The organism is Agaribacterium sp. ZY112, from assembly GCF_041346925.1.
Classification (GTDB): domain Bacteria; phylum Pseudomonadota; class Gammaproteobacteria; order Pseudomonadales; family Cellvibrionaceae; genus Agaribacterium.
This window is the reverse complement of record NZ_CP166840.1, coordinates 4,043,647-4,069,213: the sequence shown is the minus strand read 5'-3', so window position 1 is coordinate 4,069,213 and position 25,567 is coordinate 4,043,647. Positions and strand designations below refer to the sequence as shown.

Here is a 25,567-nt window from a genome sequence, read left to right as displayed (position 1 = left end):
ACGTAAAGATGCTTAGCTAGGCGCGTTTGCTTACCTACTTGCAGGGTTAAACAGCTTAACCCTGTCTTCATTAAAAGTATTAAAGGACATATCATGAAGAAACTTCTGTTGGCCATGGCCGCAGCGGCGCTTCCTTGTATCGCGCATGCAGATTTTAAAATAATGGGGGTGATAGATGGCCCTCTTCCAGGTGGTGTTCCCAAAGCCGTAGAGCTACTTGCTGAAGTAGATATTACGGACTTAAGCATTTACGGTTTAGGGTCTGCAAATAACGGGGGCGGAAGTGATGGGCAAGAGTTTACTTTCCCCGCTGTTGCCGTGCCTGCAGGAGAGTATATCTATGTCGCTTCTGAAGACCTAGGTTTTGAAACGTTTTTTGATGGTCCTGCTGACTTCACCAGCGGTGCAGTGTCGATCAATGGTGATGACGCCATTGAGTTGTTTCGTGATGGCTCGGTTGTTGATGTATTTGGTGACATTCATGTTGATGGCACAGGGCAAGCTTGGGATCACCTCGATGGCTGGGCTAAGAGAGATATCAATGCGCCTGCAAGCACTGTTTTTGATGTTTCTGCTTGGACTTTTAGCGGCGTCAATGCCTTAGATAATGAAAGCTCAAACATGCTTGCTGCTCAGGCATTCCCCTTAGGCGAAGAGCCTCCAACACCCACAGTGGGCTCTGGTTCATCTCCTAGCCCCTCACCTTTATCATCTCCTTCCCCCTCAGCACAGCCGGTGCCTATAACGATCACCGAACTTCATTATGATAATGAAGGGGCTGATGAAGGTGAGGGTGTTGAGCTTTCTGGTCTAGCGGGTACAGACCTTACGGGCTGGTCTTTGGTTCTCTATAACGGAAACAATAATAGCGTTTACGACACGCTTACTCTTGCCGCCGAGCTTAAGTCTATTGAAGGCTGTGAAGAAGGGCTTTTATATGTGCCTATCAGCGGTATTCAAAATGGTGCGCCGGATGCTATTGCCCTTGTCGACAACAATGCAGAGGTAGTGGAGTTTATAAGTTACGAGGGTAGCTTGATTGCTGAAAATGGCCCTGCAGTGGGCATGCAGTCAGTTGATATTGGCCAAGTTGAAGATAATTCGACTGCCGTAGGTCACTCTTTGCAAAAAGTAGAGGGGCTATGGCAAGCCCCAGCTGCCAATACATTTGAGAGTTGTATCAGCGGTGAAGTAAACTTGGTGAAAATTCATGACATACAAGGCGATGGTGCTCAGGTTGCTATTAGCCAGCCTGTTAAGGTGTCGGCCATTGTAACGGCGGTATTTCAAGCAGAAAACCAAGCGGATGGTTTTTTTATTCAAGAAGAAGACAGTGATATTGACAATAACCCGGCAAGCTCGGAAGGTATTTTTGTTTATTGTGATCAGTGTCCCGTCGAGGTTGCGGTAGGTGATTTAGTTGACGTGCAAGGCATGCCTGTCGAATTTTATGGCATGAGTCAAATTCGGGCAACGGAACAAAGCGATATCAAGGTGCTTGCATCAGGCCAAACATTGCCTTCGTATGAACTAATTGATTTACCTATTGTTGGTGATATTGACGAGTTTTATGAAACGAAAGAGGGTATGTTAGTTCAGTTCAGTGATCAGCTTTCAGTTGCAGAATATTACCAGCTCGGTCAATTCGGTCAGCTTGTACTTTCAGAGGGTGGCCGTCCTCGCCAGTTTACCGACCAACATCTTCCTGATGCCCAAGCTTATAGTGCACACGTAGAGGCTTTAGCTGCACGTACCATTATTTTGGATGATATTTATGACGGCAACAATGTTGCCTTAAGTGCGGAAACTCCAGTTTATTACCCCCTACCAGGCTTATCTACTGAGAGCTATATTCGTGGCGGTGATACCGTAAATGAACTTACCGGTGTTTTACAGTACTCTTTTTCTGCATGGCGCATCAGGCCATCTAGTGCTTACGGCATTAATTTTATAGCAAGTAACCCTCGTAAATCACAGCCAGATGACGTGGGTGGTAGTTTAAAAGTTGCGAGTTTTAATGTGCTCAACTATTTCACAACGATCAATGATACGGGCACAGGGTGTGGTGCAAGTGGCACATTAGAATGTCGAGGTGCGCATTCAGCTAGTGAACTACTCCGTCAAACACAAAAAATTGTTTCGGCAGTGTGTGCGATCGATGCTGACATTGTGGGGCTGATGGAAATAGAAAACCCAGCGCCTAATACCGATATAAGCCCTGTCGCCGAACTTGCTAATGCCATTAGTGTTGAGTGTGGCCCTTATGTTGCAGTTGAAACAGCGACAGTTGGTACGGATGCAATTACGGTGGCGTTTATTTATAAGCCCTCTACCGTTAATACTGCTGGCGAAACTGCAATTTTAGATAGCTTGGCTTTTACCAACCCCAAAAATGCGAGTACGCCTAAAAATAGACCTGCAATAGCTCAAAGCTTTGAAGATTTAAGTTCGGGTACTGTATTTACCGTGGCTGTAAACCACTTAAAGTCGAAAGGTTCAAGTTGTGGTGAGGGGGATGATAGCCCTGAAACTGGGCAGGCTAATTGTAACCAAACCCGTACGATGGCTGCTGAGTTAGAAGCACAGTGGTTGGCCTCAAAACCAACGGGCGTCGACAGTGATATGACCCTTGTTATTGGGGATTTAAACGCTTATCGAAATGAGGGTCCTATACAGGCATTTAAAAATGCTGGTTATACAGACCTAGTTGATACCTTCGTGGGTGCAGATGCTTATGGTTATGTGTTTAGTGCCCAGCTAGGTTATCTCGACCATGGTTTAGCTAATGAGGCCTTATTGCCTTTTGTTACAGGTGTAACAGATTGGCATATAAATGCGGATGAAATAAACCTTCTTGATTACAATGATACCGTCCTTGATGAAGAAGAGCGCTGGTTTGAAGAAAAGCCTGCTGCTACAGAATTATTTTCTGCGGACCCATATCGATCTTCGGATCACGATCCTTTAATAATCGGTTTGGAATTTACAAACTCTAGTTCCATTGATTCTATTTTAGAGCTTTATCATGCTGGTATTAATAATAACTCTATACGCGGAGCCGGTCGTGTTGATTTTTGGCAGCAAGTAAATCAATACTTTTTTTCTTATACCCTGAATAAAGTGAAATATTCAATTGAGCATAAAAAAGACCTGCGTGCTTGTCGTTTGTTGAAACGAGCTTACAGAAAGTCGGATGGCAAGTATTACGATATGATTGAAGGGCCTGCTGTTGCGGATATAAATAAAGCCTTGGCTGACCTTATGCTGGCGCGATCGTGTTCTAATTGATTGGCTCTAATATAATACGAAAGAGGGCTCTTTGAGCCCTCATGTTTTCTCACGCTAGACTAGTTTTATTTATTTCCTTTCACACCGTCTTGTTTGGCCATCATCAAAACAGATTGAGTATTTCTTGTTTCCATTGCCAGTGTGATTGCCGATACCAATAATCACTATGTCGTTGTTCATTCTTGTATAGACAACAGTAAGATTGGTGTGTGGTTGTGTTCTATGGTGCGCATTACGCCCATTCCAGATTGTTTCTAGATTGCCATCGCTGCCATGTAATACCGTATCGAAAAAAGGTTCTTCGCTACTCCAGTCGTATATGTTTAGTGATCCAGAAAGTTGCCATTTGGCAGAAAGGCTGTTGTTCTTAATTGGAAGCTTGCCTGGCTTTAATCGAGGGCCTGTATTGTCTTTTCTTGCTCTACAGTATGCGCACATTTGCGCCATTTTTTCTGTTCGTTGGTTTTTATAATAACCAACGGATTGCTCGCTGCAATCTGGAGTTCCGCATATAGCCATTTTCTGCCTCTGAGTGATGCTTGTGGTTATGCTGCCCTTCTCTAGCCAGCTCTGAGCTAGAGTTCTCAGCCTTTCTATGTGTAAACAAATATGTCAGGGGCTGGTAAGTAAGCCCGTTATTTGTAACGACAGTCTAGTTCGAGGGGTGGGGAATTAGGTGCCAACATCCTGAGCCTATTTTTATGCTTTGTGATTTGTGGCTTCATATTCTTATTGCTGCCAGCCACTGCTCTACTTTATTTTTTATAGGTGATATGGAACTTATTGTCATCTTTGCTTACCAAATAGTCTCTTGATTTGTTGTACATACATTTTGATGCTTGCCTTTTAATACTTGGTGGCAGGCTTTAGAGATAGAGTAGGGATATTTATCATGATGAAGCAAGCTTGTACTTTAATCATTACGCTTTCCTTAGTCGCTTGTGGCGGTAGCAGTGAAGAGCCGTCAGCGGAGCTCGATGGTTTTGAAGGGGTTAGAAAGGCGGCGAAAGCTCAACTAAGGGGAAGTTCTGCGCCAGCAGTATCGATCGCTATTCACCATAACGGTGAGCTTGTTTTTGCTGAAGCATTCGGAGCTAAACAGAAGGGGGGGAAGGAGCCGGTTGATAAGGACACGCTGTTTCAATTAGGTTCAACGACTAAGATGTTTACCGCATTGGCCCTATTAAGGCAGGTTGATTCGGGCAAAATGGCACTGACAGATGCCGTTCCTTCTGTATTACCTGAGATGCTTATTGCTGATGATCAGCAAGAAAATTGGCAGAAAATGACAGTTCATGATTTGTTAAGTCATCAGGCAGGCTTGGCTGAGTTTGATGGTTCTCTTCATGAAAATAATCGTTTGCTTAGTTTTACAAAAGACAGTTATCCGATGCTTTATGGGCCGATGAATCCACCTGGCTTATTCTTTAATTACAGTAATAGCCACTGGAGCTACCTTGGCGCACTATTAGAGCAAGACTTAGGAGCTAGTTTTGAATCACTAATTAAAGAGCAAGCTTTCTTACCGTTAACAATGCCTCGCACGACAGTCAGTCGTTCTGAGCTACTTAATGATGGTAATTATGCCCTTGGTTCTGGGGTGATAATCGAGGGTGATGAGTTGGTTTACGGTAGTGCCAATAATCTAAATCATATACCTAGTTCGGAACTGGGTATACCTGCCGGTCAATTTACTTGGTCGACACCATCTGAAGTATTGAAGATGGCTGAATTTTTATTGTTTGGTAATCAAGATATATTAAGTGAATCATTGCGCCAAGAAATGATCAGTCCTCAAATCGGGCTCGATATTGGTCTACCCATCAGTTACGGATACGGGCTTTTTATTAGTGACGGTTTTAATGATAGTGAAGGAAATTGGTATGCCACACCTCGTTTGGATCATGGGGGGAATACACCAGCTTACAGTAGTATGTTTTGGCTTTTACCTGAAGAAAATGTTGCTGTAAGTATCTTATCAAGTGGCGCGCAAACAGATTTCACTGCAACAATGATGGCGGCGTTACGCTCTGTAATACAGCTACCACCGGCTCAGCAGGTTCCGGTTGATGCGGTAGATACTTCTTTATATGAAAATCACGTTGGTCGATACACAGGAATATTTGGCCCTGTTGAGGTGTCTTTAAGTGAGGGCGATTTATATGTCTCAATCCCAGATTACGATAAACAAGGAATAACATATCAAAGTCGGCTTGTGCCTTTAGCTGCGTCTTATTTTAGGATTGTATTCAATGAGGGGCGTGATAAAAATTACGATGTTACATTTATACCTGAAGTTGAAGGTGGCGAGTCAAGTTATATTAGGCATCGTGAATTTGTCTTGCTTCGTGAAGAGTAGATACTGTGTAACGCTTTTTGTAGTGACATATTACTATGTCCTTCTATAGTCAAATTTTCTGCTTAAACTTATGTAAGTGTTTTGGGTAAAGCCACGTGTCATTACATTAAACAATAAATGCGTCGATAAAATAACTATTTCTGGTTTTAAGTATTTTGAATGGCTTTACTTTGTACGCAGGATGATTTTGGCGCCTGTATTCGTTGTTTGGTGGGCGCATAATGGCTAAAAATACAACGCTATTTCATTGAATAATATATTGCTTACCCGCACGCTGTATGAAGGTATAATGCCTATATCAGAGCGAGGGGCTCGGATCGGTCAAGGCCATAATAGTTGTGTGATGGGCTGGCTGCTGAATGTGTTAATGCCAAGTGATTTCTGTGATCGCAAGGAAAGAGAGATTATGCTTAATATAGATTATGACGCTGTTATACCGTATTTAACTATGATTGTTGAAACGGGCGGTATTGTAATAATTAGTGATATACATGGTTCAACAAACGGACCAAATATCGCCAGTAAACTTGTTGAAGATATCAGTGGTAATAGTTCACGCTACCTTCTTCTTGAAGTGCCAGGTGAAAACACCAATCAATCAACAGACTCATGTCTTAATGCCTATTATAACTATTCAATGAATGCTGCAGACGTTTCATTTAATAGAGGTTCATTTGATGATTTGATTACTAAGGCTATTGATAATGGCTGGCAGATTAGAGCGTCAGATTGTGCTCGCTATATTAGTGGCTTTGGCAGTAATGCCGTTTATAGGCAGGATTTTATTGCACGGCAGATTAAGCTGGCTCATCAAGCATCAACAGGTGTCATTGCAATAAATGGCTCTTTACATGTTTCGGGGCAAAGAAAGTTACATTATTCCAATTTCGACAGAAGGCGGTTGCAGCGTTCTGGCTTGACGCATTTTTCTTCATTAAGCTATTTGCTTTCGGGGATCGATGGGCGTATTGACGGCCGTATTAGAAATTTTAATGTGCGTCTTCCTAGGAATCAGAGAAGTGTGAATAAGCGTATTGAAGTACACACAATTATGTCTGGTCTTGTACAGCCTAATGTTGCTTACGAAGGCGGCCGTAATGGTTTGTAAATATTAGTAACTAAATAAAAGCTGCTATAAGCGGGTGTCGTCTTAGCCCGCTTACACTTTGTGTTGAAACTAAGCTTCGCGTTAGTTCTGTAAAGTGTTTTTGTTTTCTCTATTTTTTATTAATACCATTGTTTTTCAATATATTCATTTTTCAATGGCTATGTTCGGTTTATCTACTTCCTCATTGTTCGTGTCAGAAAGAAAACGCTTATTTGAATCTTTAGTTCCTTAGTGGGCTTGTTTCTCTGTATGTGACATAAGCTGATTCTCAATTTGTTTCTATTGAAATAATTATCATTTCTATTTGCCTTCTTGCGAACCTCTGTATCCATCGTGGCAGCTTGTTGCGGCCGGCTCTAGGCCTAAGATTAAAGTATGGTTTGTATTAAGTGAGGTATTGGTCAGTCTTATTTTCACATCACTGTCAAAATTCTTATCTAGGCTGTCTGCTCCTTAGATAATTAGGCTGCACGAGCAATGGCACACGTTGTGACGATTTCCTTAAGCAGTATATTGATACTGGTATTGAATGCTGGCGTTTTGGCCGGGACGGAAAGTTCAGTTAAAGGCCCATTGTCACATAAGGATTATGAGCGTTATCTAGCGAATTTGCGTCAGTCTGATGAGGTATTGCCTCAAGCTCCCAATTCACACCCCGTTGCCGCTATGTATAACCGTGAGGCAGTGATTCCCCCCCAGTGTTATACAAAAACGGAAGGTAAAAATAACCCGTGTTATGTTTGTCATCAGAATGAAATAAAAGGCCGTGAGAACGTCATGAATGATGGCGCCTTGCAAATTGCCTATAGCTTTAGTGATGAGGGCTTGAGTAACCATTGGAAAAACTTATTTGAAGATAAACGCTCACAGGTGGAGCAAATATCGGATGAGGAAATTCACCAGTGGATTGATACTGATAATTACAGTGCTTTGGCTGCTCGTTTAAAAGAAGTGGGTTTTAAAGGTTGGATTCCAGACTTGCACAATTTGCATTTAGGGGCAGAGGCTTTTGATAAATTTGGTTTTGCAAAAGATGGCAGTCACTGGGTCGCATTTAATTACAAACCCATGCCGAGCACTTTTTGGCCGACTAATGGTTCTACAGATGATGTCATGATCCGTTTGCCGGAAGTCTATCGACAAACGGTAGATGGAGAGTACTCCTTAGATGTTTACCGGGCTAACTTATCCATTCTTGAGGCCAATATTAAGGGGCTTAAATCGATTAGCAGCTTGCCTATTAACGAGAAAAATATTGGCAAAGATTTAAATCAAGATGGAGAGATAGGTGAGATTACAAGCATTGACGATATCAGCCACTATGTGGGTGCTGCCGAACCTTATTTTATTGATACGCACCTTTATCCTGAAGGCACCGAGTTTCTTCATACCGTGCGTTATGTTGGTATCGATGAGAATCAACAAATTACAGTCTCTAAACGTATGAAAGAAGTGCGTTATATGAAAAAGTGGCGAGCTTACCAAAAAGGTGTTTATGCAAGACAGTATGAGTTAGAAAGCTATGAAAAGGCGGCGGGCCATTTACCAGGGTATCAAAACCTAGGTGACTATGGTTTAGATAACGGCAATGGCTGGTCTATTCAAGGTTTTATTGAGTCTCATAATGGAGAATTACGTGCAAATACCTATGAGGAAAACTTCTTTTGTATGGGCTGCCATACATCCATCGGTTCTACCATAGATAAAACCTTTAGCTTTGCTCGTAAGGTTGATGGTGGGATTGGTTGGTCTTATATCGATTTAAAGAAAATGCATGATGCACCCAATATGGGTGAAAAAGATGGAGAGATTCTTACTTACTTCCAGCGTGCAGGTGGCGGGGATGAGCTTCGTAGTAATAGTGAGATGTTAGAGCGTTGGTTTAACGCTGATGGTTCGGTAAATAAAGACAAAGTGCGTGCTGCCCCCAATCTTTATAGCTTAATTGTTCCATCTGTAGAAAGAGCTTTGGAGCTTAATAAGGCTTACAAGGTAATTGTTGAAAATCAAGACTTTATTTATGGGCGAGATGCAACAGTGACAAGCCCTAAAAATGTGTACCAAACTATTGATAACAAAAATTCACCTACATTACCCATAGAATCTTTTTACTCTTGGGATATTCGCTTGGATTGGCAAGCAGGGGCCAATAGAAAAGTCGTAAAAGAAAAAAATCCGTAGCAGCAGTAAAACTAATTATTACAGCAAAACGAAGCGGCATTTATGTGTTTAGTTGGCCATCACTATTTCTGAGAGGATCTCGCTTACACGACCTAATACTAAGTTAGGCAGAGTTGTGTTGCTCTCATTTTTATCCTTGTGATGCTCTAGGCAGATCGCAAGGACCTTGCATCATGCTTGTTATTTATATATTCAAACTTGGGGAAATCAACAATGAGAACATGTTTATTACGTATGTTTGTCGGTGCAGCTACTGTTGCTGTGTCTCAGTTATCATTTGCGGGTACCGATATTTATTTTAATCCACTTACTCAGTCGTCTTCGGTTGCCAGCCCTAATCATATTAATGAGCTTAATGGCCCCTGGCGCGCACCTGCCGGTATCAGCCAAGAAAACCTGACAAGCATGGCCGAAATTGAAGCCGATGCTAATCAGTCTGTGGTTCGTGCTCCAGGAGCATCAACCTCAGCTTCTATGTGGGATATGGTCGCTTTTGATCCAACAGGCGAATATATCTTTATTCCTCACGAGTCGCCTTTTGGTGCCGGTGTGAGTCGTTATAGTGTATTTGAGGATAGCAATGTTGTGCTTTTTTCTGGTGATGGCTCTGGTGTTCGTGGTGAGCCAGGTACGTGGGATAATGACTACGGTGCTTTTGATCCCGCGCGTTTTACCCCTATGGGTACAGTCATTACCGGTGAAGAGTGGTCCGGTGAAGGTCGTGTGATTGAAATTCTTAACCCTATGGCGGAGCCTAAGGATATTGAAGTTCGAGAGTTAGATAGTTTTGCCAACGTCAGTCACGAAGGCATTATGTTTTCTAAGGCATATGCCAATGTTGTTTATTATGTTGATGAATATAATTCGGGTTCTATTTATAAGCTTGTATTAAAGGATCAAAACGACCTTAGTAAAGGCGGCCAAACTTTTGTGCTTTCGGTTAATGACTTTAATGGTGAAGCGGATGCGATGTGGAACGACGATGTTAACCTTAACCAGCCGCGAACCGGTAGAGCAACGTGGGTAGCTATCACTGATAAAAATGGTAAGCCCAGCACTAAGGTTAGCCCCTTTAAAAACGGTATCTCTGCAGATCCTCGCTCAAATCCAGATACTTTTGGTGGTCGTATTGCTGCGGATGAAGTTAATGCTACCCCTTTTGGCCGACCTGAAGATGTAGAAGTAGGGCTATTAGCAAACGGGCGTGAAGTACTTTATGTTGCTGTTACCTCAGAAAAATCGGTATATACCATTGAAATGCGCGGTAAAAACAGAGCTAAAGTGCGCATTCTTGCTAGCGAAGATCATACCCCTAAAAATAAAGATTTTCCTGCAACCACCGGTGTATTAAATTCGCCGGACAACCTTGCTCAAGATGCATTGGGTAATATTTATATTATCGAAGATGCGCCAAACAGCTCCGATGTTGGTGGTGATATTTGGTTTGTTCGTGATGTAAATAGCGACGGTGTGGCTGAGTCTTTAGATCACTTTTTAAGTATTCAAGTGGATGGTGCAGAAGCGACGGGCATGATCTTTAACCCAGAGCTTCCAACAGAGTTTGTAGTAGCTGTACAGCACCCCGATTCAACTAACTTAGATAATGTTGAAAATGGTTTTGGTGATGCTCTATGGCGCTTTGATGTGAGTGGTGTTGTACCTCCAGTATGTCAGAAGTACAAAAAGAGATACTGGTGGAGTCGTGTTCGTACTTGCTCACATAACTACGATAGTAATTTTGTACGTCGTTTAGCTTATTCAGCTAAATAATGCCAAGGGCGAGGATACAGTATGCTATTCTCGCCCTTTATTTGAGGGTAAAGAGCTGTGGGCTATTAGGTTGTCTACATAGCTTTACGATTCTATCGCGATCTCTTCAAATATTTCTTTGGCCGCATTTAGGGCGTTAATCATAGATGGAAGGCCGCCATAAAGTGACATCTGTAAAATAACCTCAGAGATTTCTCTTTGTGTAACACCTTGTTTTAAAGCTGAGCGTATATTCACTTTAAGCTGAGGTAATGTTTGCGCGCCTTGGGCTGTCAATGCCGCAATAGTAGCTATGTAGCGAGTCTTGATATCTAAACCTTCACGAGAATAAATACGACCGTATGCCATTTCAATGACGGTCTCTGAAAAACCGGGTAGCAGCTTGTCATATCTTTCTGCAAGAACTGTTTCCATAGCCGGGTCTATATCTTGTAGCAGTTCTCGTGCTTTTGTTAGTGCATCGTCCATAATTTAGCCGTTTCTCTTAAGTGTGAAAAAGTGTGTGTTATAGGCTCATAAGTGCAACTGTCGTTTAACCGGCCAGTTTACGAAATAGCGATTTTAAGATTGGCTATGGCTATCCGAACACAGCTAAAGCTCTAGCAAAATTAAAACCTGGCCCATGTAATTCCCTTATATATGAGTCAATAGCTATTCAGTAATGATACAAAGGGCAGGCTAGTCCGAACTAGCACGCCACTTTGAACCATTTTATCCTAATTTTTCTAGGTCTATTTGGTAGGACTTATTGCTCAATCTTTGAAAGCAGATCAGGGTTGACCACTAGATTTCTTACTCCATGAGCGTGATCTTCTTCGAAGATGTTAGCCTCACACCATTTACCAACGGTGTCTATATTCACTTTGGCAACCTTTGGTCGAACGCTCCACGTAACTTGAAATGGAGAGCCTTTTTCGTTGTAACCTGGGCCTGTAGTCGAACCGGCATACTGTACAGGGCTGCCTGTATTGCTGGGAATATTTAAGGCTTGGTATAGGCCATTTTGTTGCCCGTATTTAGTTAGTTGGGTGAAATCTAAAGCGTTTTTGTCATTCACCAGAACATAAACTTGTGTTTCTACACGCAACTGGGGATTCTTGATGGCATCATTTAAACAAGAGCCTAGTGTCGGCCCTGGTTTAATTTGAGCGCTGGAGTGTACGTAGTGCACCTCTATCGTATCACCGGAGCTTAAACTTCCATGATCACTTGGGCAAATATCATTTTTACTGGGTGTTAATTCCGAAGCGCTTAGCGTGCCTGAATACACATAGCCACTTTGGAATCCGTGGCCATCACCATTACCTGCATAGGTGCTAAATTCACCACCTTGATGTTCGGCATTTTTATGGAAGTGGATATTACACAGATTCATCTCTGTATAAGTTGGCGCAGTACCAAAAAGGCGAGTGTTCTCACCTGAGATCGAATCAATATTGCGTGGTGCTTGAGGACCAAAGCCTTTACCTTTGGTGTTGGCTGCGAGTTTGGCCCTTTGTTCTGAGATAATTTTATCTGAAACTGCTTTATGATTATGTTCTTTAGCTGTTGAGCTAAGAGGCAATAGCATTGCCACGGTTAATGCAAGTAATGCTTGTTTTTTCATGTGGGTACTTCCTTGGTAGTGGTTGATAAATATTTGCAGTAGGTATTCCCCTTGTTATGATTTATAGGCGGGGAAATTAAAGTTAAAAGTGCTTAATATAAAGCCTACCTAGCGTATCGCTACCAATAATATCGGTCTGATCTTGCTATTTATTCTCTATTTGGTTTGTATGTGAACCTGGTACTTATGTTCTTTTTTACTACTTAACTCATGAGTTTTTCGCAATTATAACACTTCTATATTCTGTGGGGCGTAATGCCATTTCCTTTCAATAGAAAGCCTAAATCTTTGATCTCTGTTATTAGTTTGTCTTCACTGAAAATGCAGATCTCAGGTATGTCTGAGATTCGTTTTAATATAGGTTTTAACCATGTTAAACAAACGAAAGTAGGAATGTCTAAGACATACTAGTGTTACTTACAGAGGCCTCACGGGTTTAAGTACTCTTGCAATTTCAAGTATGTTTCCGAGGTATCTATAGCTCAATTTTTAACATAAGGTGAGTGATAAATAGCCTTGGTGCCGATTCCACAGCCGAACCCCAAGATAACATATGATCAGGTAGGAAGGCTTGCGCTTCGGCTAATTTTGCCCCAGATCGCATCTGATCTTTTTATGCCCATATTCTATGGTGTTGGTCTGTATTCTTTTATTTCACTCTTTTTTTGGCATAGCGACAAGCCAAGAGTTGATGATGTCTTCCGTTTGTTTTATCGATCTATAAGTCTTTTTTAATATCTGCCCCTTGGATATATCAAACATAATAAAGCTGTCATCTCTCCAACTCCAGTAACCTCTGCATGGGTACTCTACATCTAAGTTATGTATGTTGTGCAAGCGGTAGCCTTCTAGTTGCCTATGAGAGCAAGTAAGTGAGGCTAGGTAGCCTTTTTTATCTTTAAAGAAAAAGACAGGGAAGTGCGACATAAGGTAGGCAGGCTTGCTCGTGCTCATTTTCACCGAGGGGCATACCTCAAGATGGTATTCGGGGTAGTCAATGCTTAACTCTTTGTTTTCACACTGCCTAAAAGGCCTTTCTGTATGGGCAATTGGTCTTTTAAAGCTAAGCATCGCGGTAAATCTATCTGCAGTGCCAAATTGTCGCTTATAGTTCTGGTGGCCACTTTCGTGATGCGCTATTGGGTGAATATGGCCGTCGACTATAAAAAAGTTCAGGTGAATGCTCAGAAGTTCACATCGTTGATTAAACTGAGCTGTGTGACGCTGTAGATGGACCCAGCCAGGAATGTGTAAATCGAAGCCCGCTGCTGTTCTATATATGCTTAATTGGTCGTGAGTTTGTTGCTCCGCCTGATTGTGGCAATAGCTGTTAGCAAATTCTTTGTTGGCTCTATCGTTACCGCTTTTATTGGATGTTAAGCTTTTAAGCCCATATGTTTGCTGGAATAACAGTGCAAGCATGAGAATAGATAAAGTTAATAAGGCCGTTTTTAACATGCTAAGTGAGTATGCTCTTAAGTAGGTGCTAGGGCGCCATTAGGATGCCATTGGTGCAGGTGTATTCTAATGCCTTTCTAGGTGCTCTTTTAATAGCTGTCTTAATACGAGCGTCACAAGCAGAAAAATTGGCATGCTCTTTATGTGAAGCCGGTGATCATCATATTTATAGGGCAATTGCAGTGCCAGCGCTACAGCGAAAGATCTATTAAGCTTATTTTTACACCTGATTCACTTATTGTTTCTACTTGTTTTCAACTTGTACAGTTTGTTTGTTTTTTTCCTTCAAAGGGCTTGTTTTGTGTGTTTATTGTACATTTGGCGCTATTGACGTAGAAATGACATAGCGATGACGTTACTGTGATGCGAGCGTTTGCCTATGATTCACCCCGTGGATTGAGAGCGTAATAGCTACAAGCGGGTTATTTGTATGAATGAGTCTGGTGTAATGAGTAAAGAAGGTTTAAGCAAGCGCATTGTCGAGCAGCGGGTAAAGCAAGGGTTTTCTCAGGAAGCCTTAGCTGACTTGAGTGGTCTGAGTTTACGGACGATCCAGCGAGTAGAAAAGGGAGAGTCAATTCCTCGAGGACGAACACTGAAGAAGTTGGCGCATGTCTTAAATTTGAGTGCAGAAGAGCTTATCGACTTGGATTTGAGCGATGATCCAAATATGCTGGTACTACTCAACCTTTCTCAACTAAGTTGCCTACTTTTCCCTCTTCTTGGTCTTATTGCCCCTTTGCTTATCTGGATCGTTCAGCGAAATCGCACGCAGTATGTCAATGACTTAGGTGTTTGCGTTTTGAACTTTCAGTTACTCTGGAACTTGCTTGTATTTGCCGTTTATGGTGTTTGTCTAATGGCCATTCTTGTGAGTAATGCTGTTTCCACAGTTACTTTCCATTTCTTTGTTGCCTCAATGGCCGTCTTATACCTGTATGTACTGACTATAGCGGTTTACAACAGCGTATTAAGTCATCAGCGGAAACGGTGCTGGTATAAGCCAGTGATTCCTCTACTGCGCTAGTCATTTAATAGCGACGTCACACTCTGAAAAACAACGCACTCCCTGTAAAGCATCAGGGGCATTACTGCTGCGCCTAAATTTTGTCATTAGTTGGGATTTAGGGGCTAAAAGAGGTCTTATGGAACAGATTTTATTGGTTGTACATGTCTTAACAGGTGGCATAAGTATCTTTGCTGGCTTTTCTGCATTGATAGCAAATAAGGGGGCGTTTATTCATCGCTATGCTGGACGAGTTTTTAATATATCAATACTGATAACAGGAGTTTCAATCATAGCTTTGGGGGTAAATGGCAAGGACCTTGGCGATATGCTCGGAGGGCTCAGCCTGATTTATTTTACGGCTACGGCTTACAGGGCAATTCAACTTCAAACGCGTTCTTTGGGTGCAATAGATTTTGTGCTTTTTCTGTGTGTGTTGTGGGTTTGTTTAGCCAATGTCTATCTAAGCTTTCATGTCCATGAGTGGTCACTTGAATACCCCGCTCTTCAATACATTGTCGTGGCTTTCATCCATCTAATTGCGGCTGTAGGTGATGCTTTTTTGTTGCTTAAGCAGCGTGTTAGTAGGCAACAGCGCCTACTGAGACACAGTTGGAGAATGTGCCTAGTGTTGTTTATGGCTAGTGGCTCCTTCTTTCTTGGCCAAATGAAGCTATTTCCTCAGCAGCTAACTGAACAAGGCTTTTGGTTTTTCTTTATTCCTCCACTACTTACCCTTGTGTATATGGGCTATTGGCTAGTTCGTTTAAGCCTTGCCCTTATTAGAAAAGAGCCTGAGAAAAGACAGCGAGGGCAAGCTAATACTGAATAATACAGGAGCTCTTCTTGCGTACATTCGTTATTTAATCAAATTATCTCGTATCAACTTTGAACAGCTGAAAATAAGGACATTTATATGATGAACATTCATTACTTAAACAGGCAGTCTCTTCCTTCATGGAGATTGATTCAATGTGTTCGAGTTATTTTATATGTGTGCTTAGCTTTGAGTTTTCAGATAGAAGCAGCCGCTGATACTGGAGCTGGGGTTTCAAGGGCTGATACAAAGGTCGATGATACTGATGTGGCTAGTGTTAGCTTATATAAGGCGGTATCTTTTTATGAGAACAAGCAGCTTGAGTTAGCAAAACAGCAGTTTAAGGCGGCGCTTGGTACAACAACGCAAGAAGAAGCTTTGGTGTATCTAGGACGAATCGCTTACGATCAGGGCGACCCGAAAACGGCTAGTACATACTTGCTCAAGGCTATAGCGATAGGGCCTAGTTCATCTGATGAATACTATTGGCTGGCGAGAGCCTATGCTAGTCAGGCCAGAAACTCAGGTTCGCTGCGAGGATTGATCTTAGCTAAGAAAATTAAAAAATACGCCAAACTTGCAGTCGAGACCGACCCTAATAGCGTACATGCTCTTCGATTACTTATTGACTTTAAGCTTTATGCACCGAGCTTTATTGGTGGCTCTACCAAGGAGGCTCAAGAAGATATAGACCAGCTTCATAAGCTGTCTTCACTTGATGCGAGTATTAAGCAGTTAGAGCTATTTAGTAGGAAGAAACAGTCACAAAAGGCCTTAGCAAGCGCGCGTAGCTTAATACTAAAACACCCAGAATCTGCCGAAGCCCATCATGTTGCAGGGCTAAGTTTTCGGGGAAATGGCTTGCTGGATGAAGCCCTGCAATGTTTTGAACAGGGTCTTTCTATTCAAGAGACACCCGCTAACGCTTATTACATTGATAGGCTTAAGTTTCGTTATGCTGAAACGGCATTATTGAATAATACAGAGACGGATAAAGCGATATCTGTTTTAACGAGTTTACTTTCTGCCAGTACAAATCATGCTGGATTTGAGCAAGCGTGGCCAACTTGGACGCTAGCGAAGCTTTATCTTTATAAGGGGCAGGGGGATCGATACATCAAGCTTAGAGATAGTTTAAGTGAAGATACTTTAAAGAAGGATAAGGTTCTCAGTAAAGATATAGAAAGATACAACGACCTTTACAGGGACCTTAATAGTTAGGGCGTGCTTTAAAGTAAAAGCGAGCTCTAATAACACATTGTAGAGAAACTCAAGCGGTTAGAGCTTGGTTGCATTCTCAGTATGATTGCTTAAAGCTCAGTTTAAGCAAGCTTAGAGTAGGTAGGCCTAGGGACTGACGGCTATATAGTAAGTTGTAAAACTTCGACCTGCCAGCTCGGTTTTATCAACTTTAGTCGCTAGTTTATTCAACGCCTTATACTCCGGCCTAGTCTCGAGCAGATGAAATAACACTTCTTGATGGCCTAGCTCCTTAGCCCACAGCATAAGTGTTTTAAAAATACGAATACCAAAACCCCAAAATCGCTGCGAGATAACAATCGCTAATTCAAAACCTTTGGTATCAGGTTGGATACCACACCATCCCGCTAGTGAGCCACCTATATAAACGGCTCGAATACGACAGCCAGTACTCGCATCAGTATTGATCTTATCTGCCATCCACGCTAAAAGGCTGCGTTCATCAAAATAAGCATGATCTATCAGGTGTGTTCGCAAAGAATCCTCATTAACGACACTCAAGAGGTCTTTTGGTACGACTTGGGAAAAAGGTAAAAATTCTATATTGTTCATAGCTCGCCCTTAAGTGCTTCAGTTATGGTGAGGATTAAGGCGTGGGAGAGAATGCAGAGCATTGCCAAATATGAGTCATGTGTATATGGCTAATCACTGTTTCTGTTTTTTCCAGTCGTCAGTTAATAAACCAGAATAACCCCAGTTTTCCTCTTCTATCTCTTGAATTACCACATGAGTATGCTCAGGCTTTTTACCTAGCACTCTACTCAATGAGTCAGTGATATCCTTAACTACCTCGGCCTTTTGCTCTCTGCTGGCTCCTGCCGTGATTTGAACGTTTACGTATGGCATTTAAACCTCTAAGTTTTAGATTAATTATGGGGGTAGCGGTGCTTGCTAACACGTCATTTCAGATAAAGCATAAAATGCTATTGAATAAAGTCGATAGTGAGCAACTTTTGTTTCCTAATCAAGGTTTTTTTGTTTCACTTTTGGGATTCTGGCTATTGCTCACAATTAGATGGCTTGTTTTACTTCCGATGATTAACTTTGAATAATCTCCCCAAAGCCATGATAGGTTTTTGTTGTCTCAGACGCTGTAGTTGTTTTTGCTCTCCAGAGGGATCTTGTGGTGTTATTTGATAGCATCAGCAGCTACAGCACTCATGGAGGCGGGAAGGGTAACAATAATAATCCGCTTGATTGCTAACAGGTTGTCGATTCCCCATGGGCACTGCTGGATAACAGTCATTAAAAACCCCACTACGAATAATGATATTAAGTAAATGGAAATAATTCGTTTGATATACTCAAATACAAAACCTTTTAAATAAAAACGATAAAAGTTTGCATAGACAAAAATAGCTATAAAAATAACTGATAGAGAAGCTAAAATGGCGGTGTTTAGAAGGGGGAGCTTTTCTCCAAGTTGCCATGTTTCTTCGGTGTATGCCATTGGGATGGCAAGTAAAGATGCCCCGACAAAGATTTGAATTATATCCCTGAAATTTAGCTCTACCTTCAGTGGCTTAACTACTCGTTGAATAATCTTACCTGAGCTATCTACAATTGGAATTACAGAGTGTAGATAGCCGGCACGACCTATTCGAGTTATTTCAACATTTTCTGCGCTGATCTCTTCTGGTTTTTTCTTCATCATCTAGAATTATCTCGTAGGGGAAATAATGTTATTTGATTGGCGGTCTTAGCCGAACAAAGTGGTGCGTTGATAAAATGGAAACTTATCTGGTTTTGGTGTCATTTTATGCTGATTTACTAACAAAACAGGGGCGTTACTCAAGCAATGCGTTTCGTAGTTCTTCAACGTCCTTATCTTTAAGGCCTAGACCTTTGTGTAAATAGTTTTCCATTGATCCGTAAGTTTTGTGAATCTCATCAAGTGAAGCCTCAATGTATGAGGCTTCAAGTATGTAAAAAGCATTAATATTAGTCATATCTACTTTGCTTGGTGGAATGCCTTGCTTTTCTGCGGCCATATTTTGTAGTTCTGAGATGCGTTTTTCGACTTCTTCTTTTCTGTAAGTATTTGAAAGTAGGTAGTCATTGCGAATCGTCTCCCAGGGTACCCCTAATGCAGCGAGAAGAATCGCGGTAGCTGTTCCAGTCCTGTGAACCCCATGTGAACAGTGAAACACCAATGGGTGATTTTCGGGATCAGAAGCCACTCTTATTAAGTTTGCATACTGCTCTCTAGCGGCATCGCCTACGAGAAGGCGATGTACTTCAGTGTTTAGTTCAACAGGAACGTTTGAAAAATCAGCTGTTTGTCTAGCTTCCAAAACAACTTTTGCCAAGTTGTTTTCTGCCTCCCCAGAAATAGGGAAGAATAGTTCATTCACCCCTTCTGGAAGTCGATCTTGGCCTCTTGCGTTGATCTCGTCGTTGGTCAAAAAGTTAACAACGGTTGTTATCTCAAGCGAATCTAGTTTAGTTAAGTCTTTATCGCTCAGGCGAGGTAATTCCCCCGATCGATATAGTATATTCCACTTGACCGATTGATTATCTATGGTTTTATAACCACCTATATCACGAAAATTAGCCTGCCCCTCAAGCTCTATGTGTCTTAGCTTTTGCACTTCTTGTTGTGAGTAATCACTAGCGAGAAGGGGGGATGTAAAAATACCAAAAGCTAGCACGCTACATATCAAATGCCATTGACGACAATTCATTCTGTTCCTCCGCTTCATTTAGATTCCTTCTGTTTCATATCTTTGTATATAGATTATGTCCACATAAAAAGTGACGTCCAGGGGGCTTGAATGTCCGTTAGTTGCCAACTACAGCAATGCTCGATATGTAAATCAAGAAAACACCAAATATAAAAGAACCAAAACCCGCAGGCCTAAATGTGCTTTTAAATTTATGAGCGGACCAAACAGCAAATTTCCTATGCTTAACGGGACCTATGATCGTAAGGCCAAAGCCTACACAAATAAGTAAGTAACCAATACTTAGTATTAACTGAGGGTATAAGGTGGTTTGACTGTAAAGTATGAATGCAAGCCCTGCGATTAACCGGCTAACAACCTCAAACCAATGGAAATATGGTTTCCTACTGAAATCTACGATCCCATTTGACCAATAATTTGGATTTATAATCATGATGATACTTAGACCTATCATTAGTAAACCAAACGCGGTAATGAAATACATCTAAATCTCCTAGGCAGCCAATACTAAGTTTAGCCGCGCCGATAACGGGTGGGGTGTACCCCTAGAGCCAACTGGAAGCATTTGTTATGCGTACTATTTGTATAACTATTGAGCCAATTTTGAAACAAATGGAATGTTTCTGTACTTACCATTCCACGAAAGTCCATAACCCACCAGTAAATCATCATCCTCCATTTCATAAGCAAAATATTGATCCACAGCTATTGCAGCACGACCTGGCTTTACAAACAAGGTTGCAATTGAAACAGATTTGGCATCATGTTCTTGCTTTATAAACTCAACAATTCGCTTCATTGTACTACCTGATTCAATGGCATCATCAATTAAGATGACATGCTTTCCTTTTGTTGGAATAGTTTCATGGTAAACGATTGGAGAAAGATTGTTTCTGTCGCCCGGCGTGTGTGGGCATGATATGTAATCCATCCAAATATCAAATTTAAGCTCTCGAACTAAATCTGCTGTAAACAGTACACCACCGGGAACTACTGTGATTACTAAAACATCTTCATCTTGATATTTGTCGTTGAGTTTTTTTGCAACAATTTTAGTTCCTTTTTTGATTTTTTCAGTACTCAGAACTTCTTTACCAATAACGCTCATTTTAATACCTCTAACAAGTTACACTTCAATGTGATGTTAAGTTGTATGCAAGGAGGGGTGTATCAATTTTGACTACCTGAAGAGCAAGAGGTTCTGATTTTTGAATATAAATGTTCATCATAGTATTGATGGTTTTTATATGACGCCTTTTTCAGAATGCCCTCAAGGGTGAAATTGTTTTTCTCTAAGACCTTTATAGATGCGCTATTTTCGGAAACTACCGAAACAAATAATCGTATGATGTTCGTCGATTGGAATATAAGGTTAGTAAAATCCTCTACGGCCATCGTAGCAAGGCCTTTATTCCAATATCTCTTACCAACCCAGTAACCTAATTCCGCACTGCAACTATATTCGAATTCACCTCTCTTGGCTGAAATGCAACCAATAAACACACCATTATGCTCTATGGCCCTTATATACTCAGAGTTCTTACTATGATCTATCCACCGCTGCGCATCGCTTTTTGAATAAGGTTGTGGGATAGCATTCGTCACGAATTTAGTAACGTCATCATTATTTAAGTATGTAATTAATAATTCAGCATCCAAATCTTGAAATTTTCTAAGCCTAATCATGTCGATGATAATTCTCTCTTCGAGCTCTTGTTGGAAATAAGGGCGTGTGGCTCATCAGCATTATGTTTCCTATATTAGTATCCGGCTCCTGTTGCCAAATCTAGGTTAGTACTAAAGCTCAATGAGAGTCGGTTGTTAGATTCTCTTGGCTCGTTCTGTGATCGCTAAATACTTTTGATCATCGGTCAAAGATGGCGCTTGCAATATAGAACTTAACCAAGTGCACTGAATGCCATTAAGGAAATCTTCAAAATGACTCATTGCCATAAGTGACTGCATATTAAACTCGCTTTCACCGCCTCCTGCGCTAAGCCCTTGGCCAACTACCTCTCCTGCGACGAAGGAATAACCGTCACTAGTCTCTAAAACAAGTAATGCACCTATTTCGGTGTTCTGTCTGCGTGTTGTACCGATGAGATAACATGTTTCTTTGGTTTAGAGTCCATCATCGAGATGTCGGTTAGTCGCTTTTTTGGGGTTTTGCTAAAAAAATGAACGGTATTACCAGCGGCCCCAAAAAACAAAACGCTATATCCCATAGAACGCCAAGCTTTACATTTCTTTTCCTTGCAATATAAATACTTAAAAAGCCGCTGACCAACCAAAGTATTACTAATGCTATATACACCGAATTCATCTTATGACCTCCTGAATCTCATTTATGCTACGTTCTCTGTATTCTAGTCTTCTGCCAATGTAGTGAATGTCTAACTCGCCTTTGGCCGGTGTTAACTCTCTTATTGCTATGGTCCCATATGTAAACTGTAACTGCCATGGATGCCCCCTCGATTATTAATTTACGTAGAAGGGTATAAGTATTCGGGCTCTATTTAACGTTACAGATGCTTATGACCTCACTTTGAATTTTAGGTTTGTCAGGCGTTGATCTAGGCAGCTTTGTAGTTGATTATTTATGGCAGTCTTTTTCCCATCAACTCAAGTAATGGAAAAGTTACTCGCCGTTATGGGCTTGTTTGGTAATACCTGATTGCACAAGGTGTTTAATGATTTCGGCCTCCAGCTCCTTACCAAACAGACTTTTATGTTCGGTTTTATAGATCGTCTCTCCAGTAGAGGCGTCGATCTCTAAGATAACGGGTGATGGAAAACCTATCTTTTCTCTCATACCCTTTATTTCTCTCACAACAGTAAAAGCACTTGTAATACCAAGCTTATACTCCTCTATTATCGCCCAATTCTTAATCGACTCCGCTTCATGTATTGGATCCTTAGAAACGCCAATATCTAAACAAATACGAATGAATAAAGGTTTTACTTCTTGCCAATGCATATCTGGGCTTGCAAGAGCCTCAATAATTGCGTCACTTTCAACTCCCTTGAGAAGTAATTCTTCAGCCCATGATGATAAGCGTTTTCCATCAAGAAAACCCTTTTCGGCAGCCTTAAAAATTGAACTGAGCTTTAATCTTTGAGTGATAGGTGGAGACATAGGCCATGCCTAACGCCTTGCACCGAGGTGCGAGGAACGAGCGTCCGGCGCCACAGGTGCAAACTGCTGTAATTTGATAGATGCTTTCTTCATGTCAAATTTAACCCTCCATCTGAAAGTACGACTTCACCAGTTAGGTATGAACTGCTAATTAACATACCTGCGACATAGGCAATTTCCTCTGGCTCCGCACCCCGTTTCATTGGTGCTTTGGTCTTCCAAAGCTCACGGGCTGCAGTCCAGTCTTTGCTCATGGGCGTATGAACTAAACCTGGAGCAATAGCGTTGACCCTAATGTCAGGCCCCAGATTCAAAGCTAAGAGCTTTGTCATATGGTTGAGCGCGGCCTTAGTTACAGAATAAGGAATCGATGCTCCCTTAGGGCGTACACCAGCATGGGAGCTGATGTTAAGAATGCAGCTAGTAGCATCTTCGGAAGAGGACTTTTTCAACAAAGGCTCCGCTTCAGAGATCAGTGTCCAAGGAGAAATAACATTAACCTCATGGAGCATTCGCCATACTTCAGGGGTAGCAGCCTTCAGATTTGAATGGTCTATCACCTCCGTTAACGCTGCATTATTAACCAGCACATCCAGACGCCCGTATTTGGATGCAATTTTTTCAATTAGCGCCTTAGATTCAGTCTGATTTGATAGATCTGCTTGGAAATAAGAAGCGCCTTCATTCTGTGATGCTAGGCGCTGGCCAACTTCTACGGATGAGCGTGAATGGAAAGCGACGGAAAAACCTTCCGAAGCAAGCCTGTTGGCGATAGCTTTTCCAATTCCCGATGTCGAGCCTGTAACTAATGCAACTCTGTTTTTCATTTATCTAAGTCTTGTGTGTACTTTGGGTTGACGGCATCAAACGTAGTGTACTTGATAACCTTGTTGAGTTGTTACTCTGACTCGTAGGTCTTACTGAACCAAAAGTACATAATCATGCTACCTATCAGGTTAAACAGAACAAGGAATACTGTGCAAAGTAAAATGGTGGTGGTATTTAGCTTCCATCCCTTCTGAAAATAAGTCGACAACTGGAAAGATTAAGACTGTAACGCCAATACCAATGAAAGCTATCTCTAGTGCAAGGTGAGCAGCACCAAAAGATTGAAAAATGCTTTCGAGAGGAAGGAAAACCACTGCGAAGGCAAGGGCCCAGAAAGTAACAATGGAAGCGTTCCATAGTCTTATCGTATTTTCATATGACATTTTGAAATCGCACGATTGAAATTGCAAAACGTAGCCTAGCTGTTCCGGTCCATAGCTTTGTTACATATTTTTTCACGAATATAATTAGTGCACATAGCATTGAAAACCAGCATCAGATTGCTGTGTATATTTATTATCTGCAACCTCGTAAACAACTGTTCTGGATTGACACTTTGCGCCCATCCCTTCTGGGTCAGGCACATGATCAATAACAGTAAGGGCAAATAACTGTTTTCCTTCCCCTACTTCCCAATACACTCCAATTTTAGGTTTTTCAGTTTTCGAAATATAAGCCAATGGGATACTCTCTGTACCCGTTAAAAGATGGACTTGCTTATACACTTTACCATTGACTTCATTAACAACAAGTTCGGATGAAGGGTGATTTTCTGCTATGTCGATGTAACTAAGGAGCTTAGGTGAACCTGCATTAGAACCCTTTAATGCAAATCCCCCGTTCACTCTATATAGATCGTTACCTCTCAAGGTTAATTCTGCTTTCATCCAGACTTTTGAGCGGTCAGGTTGTAGGTCAAAATTTCCATTCTCTCTTACATTAGTACGTTTAAGCTGAGTATTAACCACCATCTCCCGAGCATATGTCGGAAAAACCAATTTCTCAGTGATTATGAAATAGCGGCTTTCAATACTACTGTCTATTTTTTGAGTAAATCGAATTTCCCATTGCTCGTCTTCATTCATGTATTTGAAAGACTCATTCATGGATATATTTAACACTTGGGCAGCATCAAGCGATTCCAAAAATATGGCGTTCCCATCAATTAATTCAGAAGCGTCGAACTCCACGGTAGAAACCCACTCTGAGGTCTGCCTAATTGGCAAAATTGAATCTGAATAGCCAGTTAACGGAAAAATTAATACAAAAATAAGAGCTAATCTATTCATCGAAATCTCTTTGATATGTAACGCTTTTGTAAACGGCGAGCGACGCAGGAGCGAGTCCAGCGGAACACCGAAGGTGTGTAGCGATGTTTGACAAACTTGTTACATGTTGGCGCCATTTACTAGCTCCCAAACTCCTTCCATAATAATTCCTGAAGCATTATCTGGATGTATATCTTTTTCTCCGATTTGTTCAGCGCAGGAGAGACGGATAGCTGAATTTTCAGACCACAAACCGTAGCTATTACGAATACCCATACCCCAGGAGAAGTGAAACATCACCAAGTCTTCTCTCTTTGTTTCCTTCAATGTTTTGACGCTGTCTTCATCTAGTTCATTGGCGATGGTCTGAATTGCTCCTTTACACGTAGTCGGGATAGATTCGCTACTATCATTGGCTTTTGTTTCTTCGCTACTCTCTTTAACTTGCGTTGCGCAAGAAAGAATAAAAATTGAAATGGAGGCTATCAGTAATACCTTCACGTTATCTCCCTAAAAAGTTAACGCCATTCTCAAAAAGCACATAAACCGATTTTATTAATTTCCAGATATCTGCAAATCACAAGGAATCACTCACCTGATCATGTGGCACCTAAGCATTATTGTGTTTTCGCTCACAAAAAAGCACTCAAAAACGGGCTTAGCTTGTTCTGCTTAACACAAAACCACACTGTAAATTGACCGTGTAGTTACTTTTAAATATGGTCAGCTCGTTGCGGTGAGTGTCAATGTTGGAAATCAAGTCATGTGTAATGACTTTATAAATCCCCTCTGGATACT

Annotated in this window: 23 protein-coding genes; 8 read left to right on the top strand and 15 right to left on the bottom strand. The window is 41.4% G+C overall.

Going from position 1 to position 25,567, the window contains the following annotated elements; all coding sequences use genetic code 11:
- The first annotated feature begins 93 nt into the window (after window positions 1-93).
- Window positions 94-3,288 (top strand): ExeM/NucH family extracellular endonuclease, encoded by a 3,195-nt coding sequence (locus tag AB1S55_RS17690; protein ID WP_370979513.1) that lies wholly within the window; start codon window positions 94-96, stop codon window positions 3,286-3,288.
- A gap of 69 nt (window positions 3,289-3,357) precedes the next feature.
- Here AB1S55_RS17690 and AB1S55_RS17685 read toward each other — a convergent pair whose 3' ends face one another.
- Window positions 3,358-3,807 (bottom strand): hypothetical protein, encoded by a 450-nt coding sequence (locus AB1S55_RS17685; RefSeq protein WP_370979512.1) that lies wholly within the window; start codon window positions 3,805-3,807, stop codon window positions 3,358-3,360.
- Window positions 3,808-4,180: 373 nt separating this feature from the next.
- Here AB1S55_RS17685 and AB1S55_RS17680 point away from each other — a divergent pair, with 373 nt between their 5' ends.
- The 4 genes from AB1S55_RS17680 (at window position 4,181) to AB1S55_RS17665 (ending at window position 10,706) form a co-directional block, all read left to right on the top strand.
- Entirely contained in the window at window positions 4,181-5,647 is a 1,467-nt protein-coding gene (locus tag AB1S55_RS17680) for a serine hydrolase domain-containing protein (RefSeq protein ID WP_370979511.1), read from the top strand.
- Window positions 5,648-6,053: 406 nt separating this feature from the next.
- The gene (locus tag AB1S55_RS17675) at window positions 6,054-6,755 is read left to right on the top strand and encodes a hypothetical protein (RefSeq protein ID WP_370979510.1); all 702 of its coding nucleotides are present in this window, start codon (window positions 6,054-6,056) and stop codon (window positions 6,753-6,755) included.
- A 489-nt stretch (window positions 6,756-7,244) separates the two neighbouring features.
- The gene (locus tag AB1S55_RS17670) at window positions 7,245-8,936 is read left to right on the top strand and encodes a hypothetical protein (RefSeq protein WP_370979509.1); all 1,692 of its coding nucleotides are present in this window, start codon (window positions 7,245-7,247) and stop codon (window positions 8,934-8,936) included.
- Between the two features lie 213 nt (window positions 8,937-9,149).
- The gene (locus AB1S55_RS17665) at window positions 9,150-10,706 is read left to right on the top strand and encodes an alkaline phosphatase PhoX (protein WP_370979507.1); all 1,557 of its coding nucleotides are present in this window, start codon (window positions 9,150-9,152) and stop codon (window positions 10,704-10,706) included.
- Between the two features lie 84 nt (window positions 10,707-10,790).
- On the opposite strand, the gene AB1S55_RS17660 is transcribed toward AB1S55_RS17665, so the two are convergent.
- From AB1S55_RS17660 to AB1S55_RS17650, 3 genes are all read right to left on the bottom strand, one after another.
- Complete coding sequence (locus tag AB1S55_RS17660) at window positions 10,791-11,174, bottom strand: carboxymuconolactone decarboxylase family protein (protein WP_370979506.1); 384 nt, start codon at window positions 11,172-11,174, stop codon at window positions 10,791-10,793.
- A 277-nt stretch (window positions 11,175-11,451) separates the two neighbouring features.
- Window positions 11,452-12,312: a delta-class carbonic anhydrase gene (locus AB1S55_RS17655; protein ID WP_370979505.1), complete on the bottom strand. Its 861-nt coding sequence runs from the start codon at window positions 12,310-12,312 to the stop codon at window positions 11,452-11,454.
- Window positions 12,313-12,966: 654 nt separating this feature from the next.
- On the bottom strand, window positions 12,967-13,770 hold the full coding sequence (locus AB1S55_RS17650) for a hypothetical protein (protein WP_370979504.1): 804 nt from the start codon (window positions 13,768-13,770) through the stop codon (window positions 12,967-12,969).
- 430 nt (window positions 13,771-14,200) lie between these two features.
- Here AB1S55_RS17650 and AB1S55_RS17645 point away from each other — a divergent pair, with 430 nt between their 5' ends.
- The 3 genes from AB1S55_RS17645 to AB1S55_RS17635 all read left to right on the top strand — a co-directional run bounded on the left by AB1S55_RS17645 (window position 14,201) and on the right by AB1S55_RS17635 (window position 16,814).
- Window positions 14,201-14,797: a helix-turn-helix domain-containing protein gene (locus AB1S55_RS17645; RefSeq protein ID WP_370979503.1), complete on the top strand. Its 597-nt coding sequence runs from the start codon at window positions 14,201-14,203 to the stop codon at window positions 14,795-14,797.
- A gap of 118 nt (window positions 14,798-14,915) precedes the next feature.
- The gene (locus AB1S55_RS17640; protein WP_370979502.1) at window positions 14,916-15,608 is read left to right on the top strand and encodes a hypothetical protein; all 693 of its coding nucleotides are present in this window, start codon (window positions 14,916-14,918) and stop codon (window positions 15,606-15,608) included.
- 84 nt (window positions 15,609-15,692) lie between these two features.
- On the top strand, window positions 15,693-16,814 hold the full coding sequence (locus AB1S55_RS17635; protein ID WP_370979501.1) for a tetratricopeptide repeat protein: 1,122 nt from the start codon (window positions 15,693-15,695) through the stop codon (window positions 16,812-16,814).
- A gap of 126 nt (window positions 16,815-16,940) precedes the next feature.
- Here the strand turns inward: AB1S55_RS17635 and AB1S55_RS17630 are convergent, their stop codons facing one another.
- From AB1S55_RS17630 to AB1S55_RS17580, 11 genes are all read right to left on the bottom strand, one after another.
- Window positions 16,941-17,405 (bottom strand): N-acetyltransferase, encoded by a 465-nt coding sequence (locus AB1S55_RS17630; RefSeq protein WP_370979500.1) that lies wholly within the window; start codon window positions 17,403-17,405, stop codon window positions 16,941-16,943.
- A gap of 93 nt (window positions 17,406-17,498) precedes the next feature.
- Window positions 17,499-17,699, bottom strand: a complete 201-nt coding sequence (locus AB1S55_RS17625) for a 4-oxalocrotonate tautomerase family protein (RefSeq protein WP_370979499.1) — start codon at window positions 17,697-17,699, stop codon at window positions 17,499-17,501.
- 283 nt (window positions 17,700-17,982) lie between these two features.
- Window positions 17,983-18,507, bottom strand: coding sequence for a DUF2391 family protein (locus AB1S55_RS17620; protein WP_370979498.1), 525 nt, complete (start codon window positions 18,505-18,507; stop codon window positions 17,983-17,985).
- A 133-nt stretch (window positions 18,508-18,640) separates the two neighbouring features.
- Window positions 18,641-19,537 carry a tyrosine-protein phosphatase gene (locus AB1S55_RS17615; RefSeq protein WP_370979497.1) on the bottom strand — a complete coding sequence of 299 codons (897 nt, stop codon included), beginning with the start codon at window positions 19,535-19,537 and terminating at the stop codon, window positions 18,641-18,643.
- A gap of 589 nt (window positions 19,538-20,126) precedes the next feature.
- Complete coding sequence (locus AB1S55_RS17610) at window positions 20,127-20,645, bottom strand: phosphoribosyltransferase (RefSeq protein WP_370979496.1); 519 nt, start codon at window positions 20,643-20,645, stop codon at window positions 20,127-20,129.
- A gap of 62 nt (window positions 20,646-20,707) precedes the next feature.
- Window positions 20,708-21,223, bottom strand: a complete 516-nt coding sequence (locus AB1S55_RS17605; protein ID WP_370979495.1) for a GNAT family N-acetyltransferase — start codon at window positions 21,221-21,223, stop codon at window positions 20,708-20,710.
- A 135-nt stretch (window positions 21,224-21,358) separates the two neighbouring features.
- Entirely contained in the window at window positions 21,359-21,502 is a 144-nt protein-coding gene (locus tag AB1S55_RS17600; protein WP_370979494.1) for a hypothetical protein, read from the bottom strand.
- Between the two features lie 673 nt (window positions 21,503-22,175).
- On the bottom strand, window positions 22,176-22,673 hold the full coding sequence (locus AB1S55_RS17595; RefSeq protein ID WP_370979493.1) for a hypothetical protein: 498 nt from the start codon (window positions 22,671-22,673) through the stop codon (window positions 22,176-22,178).
- Window positions 22,674-22,762: 89 nt separating this feature from the next.
- Window positions 22,763-23,500, bottom strand: coding sequence for an SDR family NAD(P)-dependent oxidoreductase (locus tag AB1S55_RS17590; RefSeq protein WP_370979492.1), 738 nt, complete (start codon window positions 23,498-23,500; stop codon window positions 22,763-22,765).
- Between the two features lie 468 nt (window positions 23,501-23,968).
- Window positions 23,969-24,790 (bottom strand): hypothetical protein, encoded by an 822-nt coding sequence (locus AB1S55_RS17585; RefSeq protein WP_370979491.1) that lies wholly within the window; start codon window positions 24,788-24,790, stop codon window positions 23,969-23,971.
- Between the two features lie 99 nt (window positions 24,791-24,889).
- A complete protein-coding gene (locus tag AB1S55_RS17580) occupies window positions 24,890-25,270 on the bottom strand; it encodes a DUF6794 domain-containing protein (protein WP_370979490.1) in 381 nt (126 codons plus the stop codon).
- Between the last annotated feature and the right edge of the window lie 297 nt (window positions 25,271-25,567).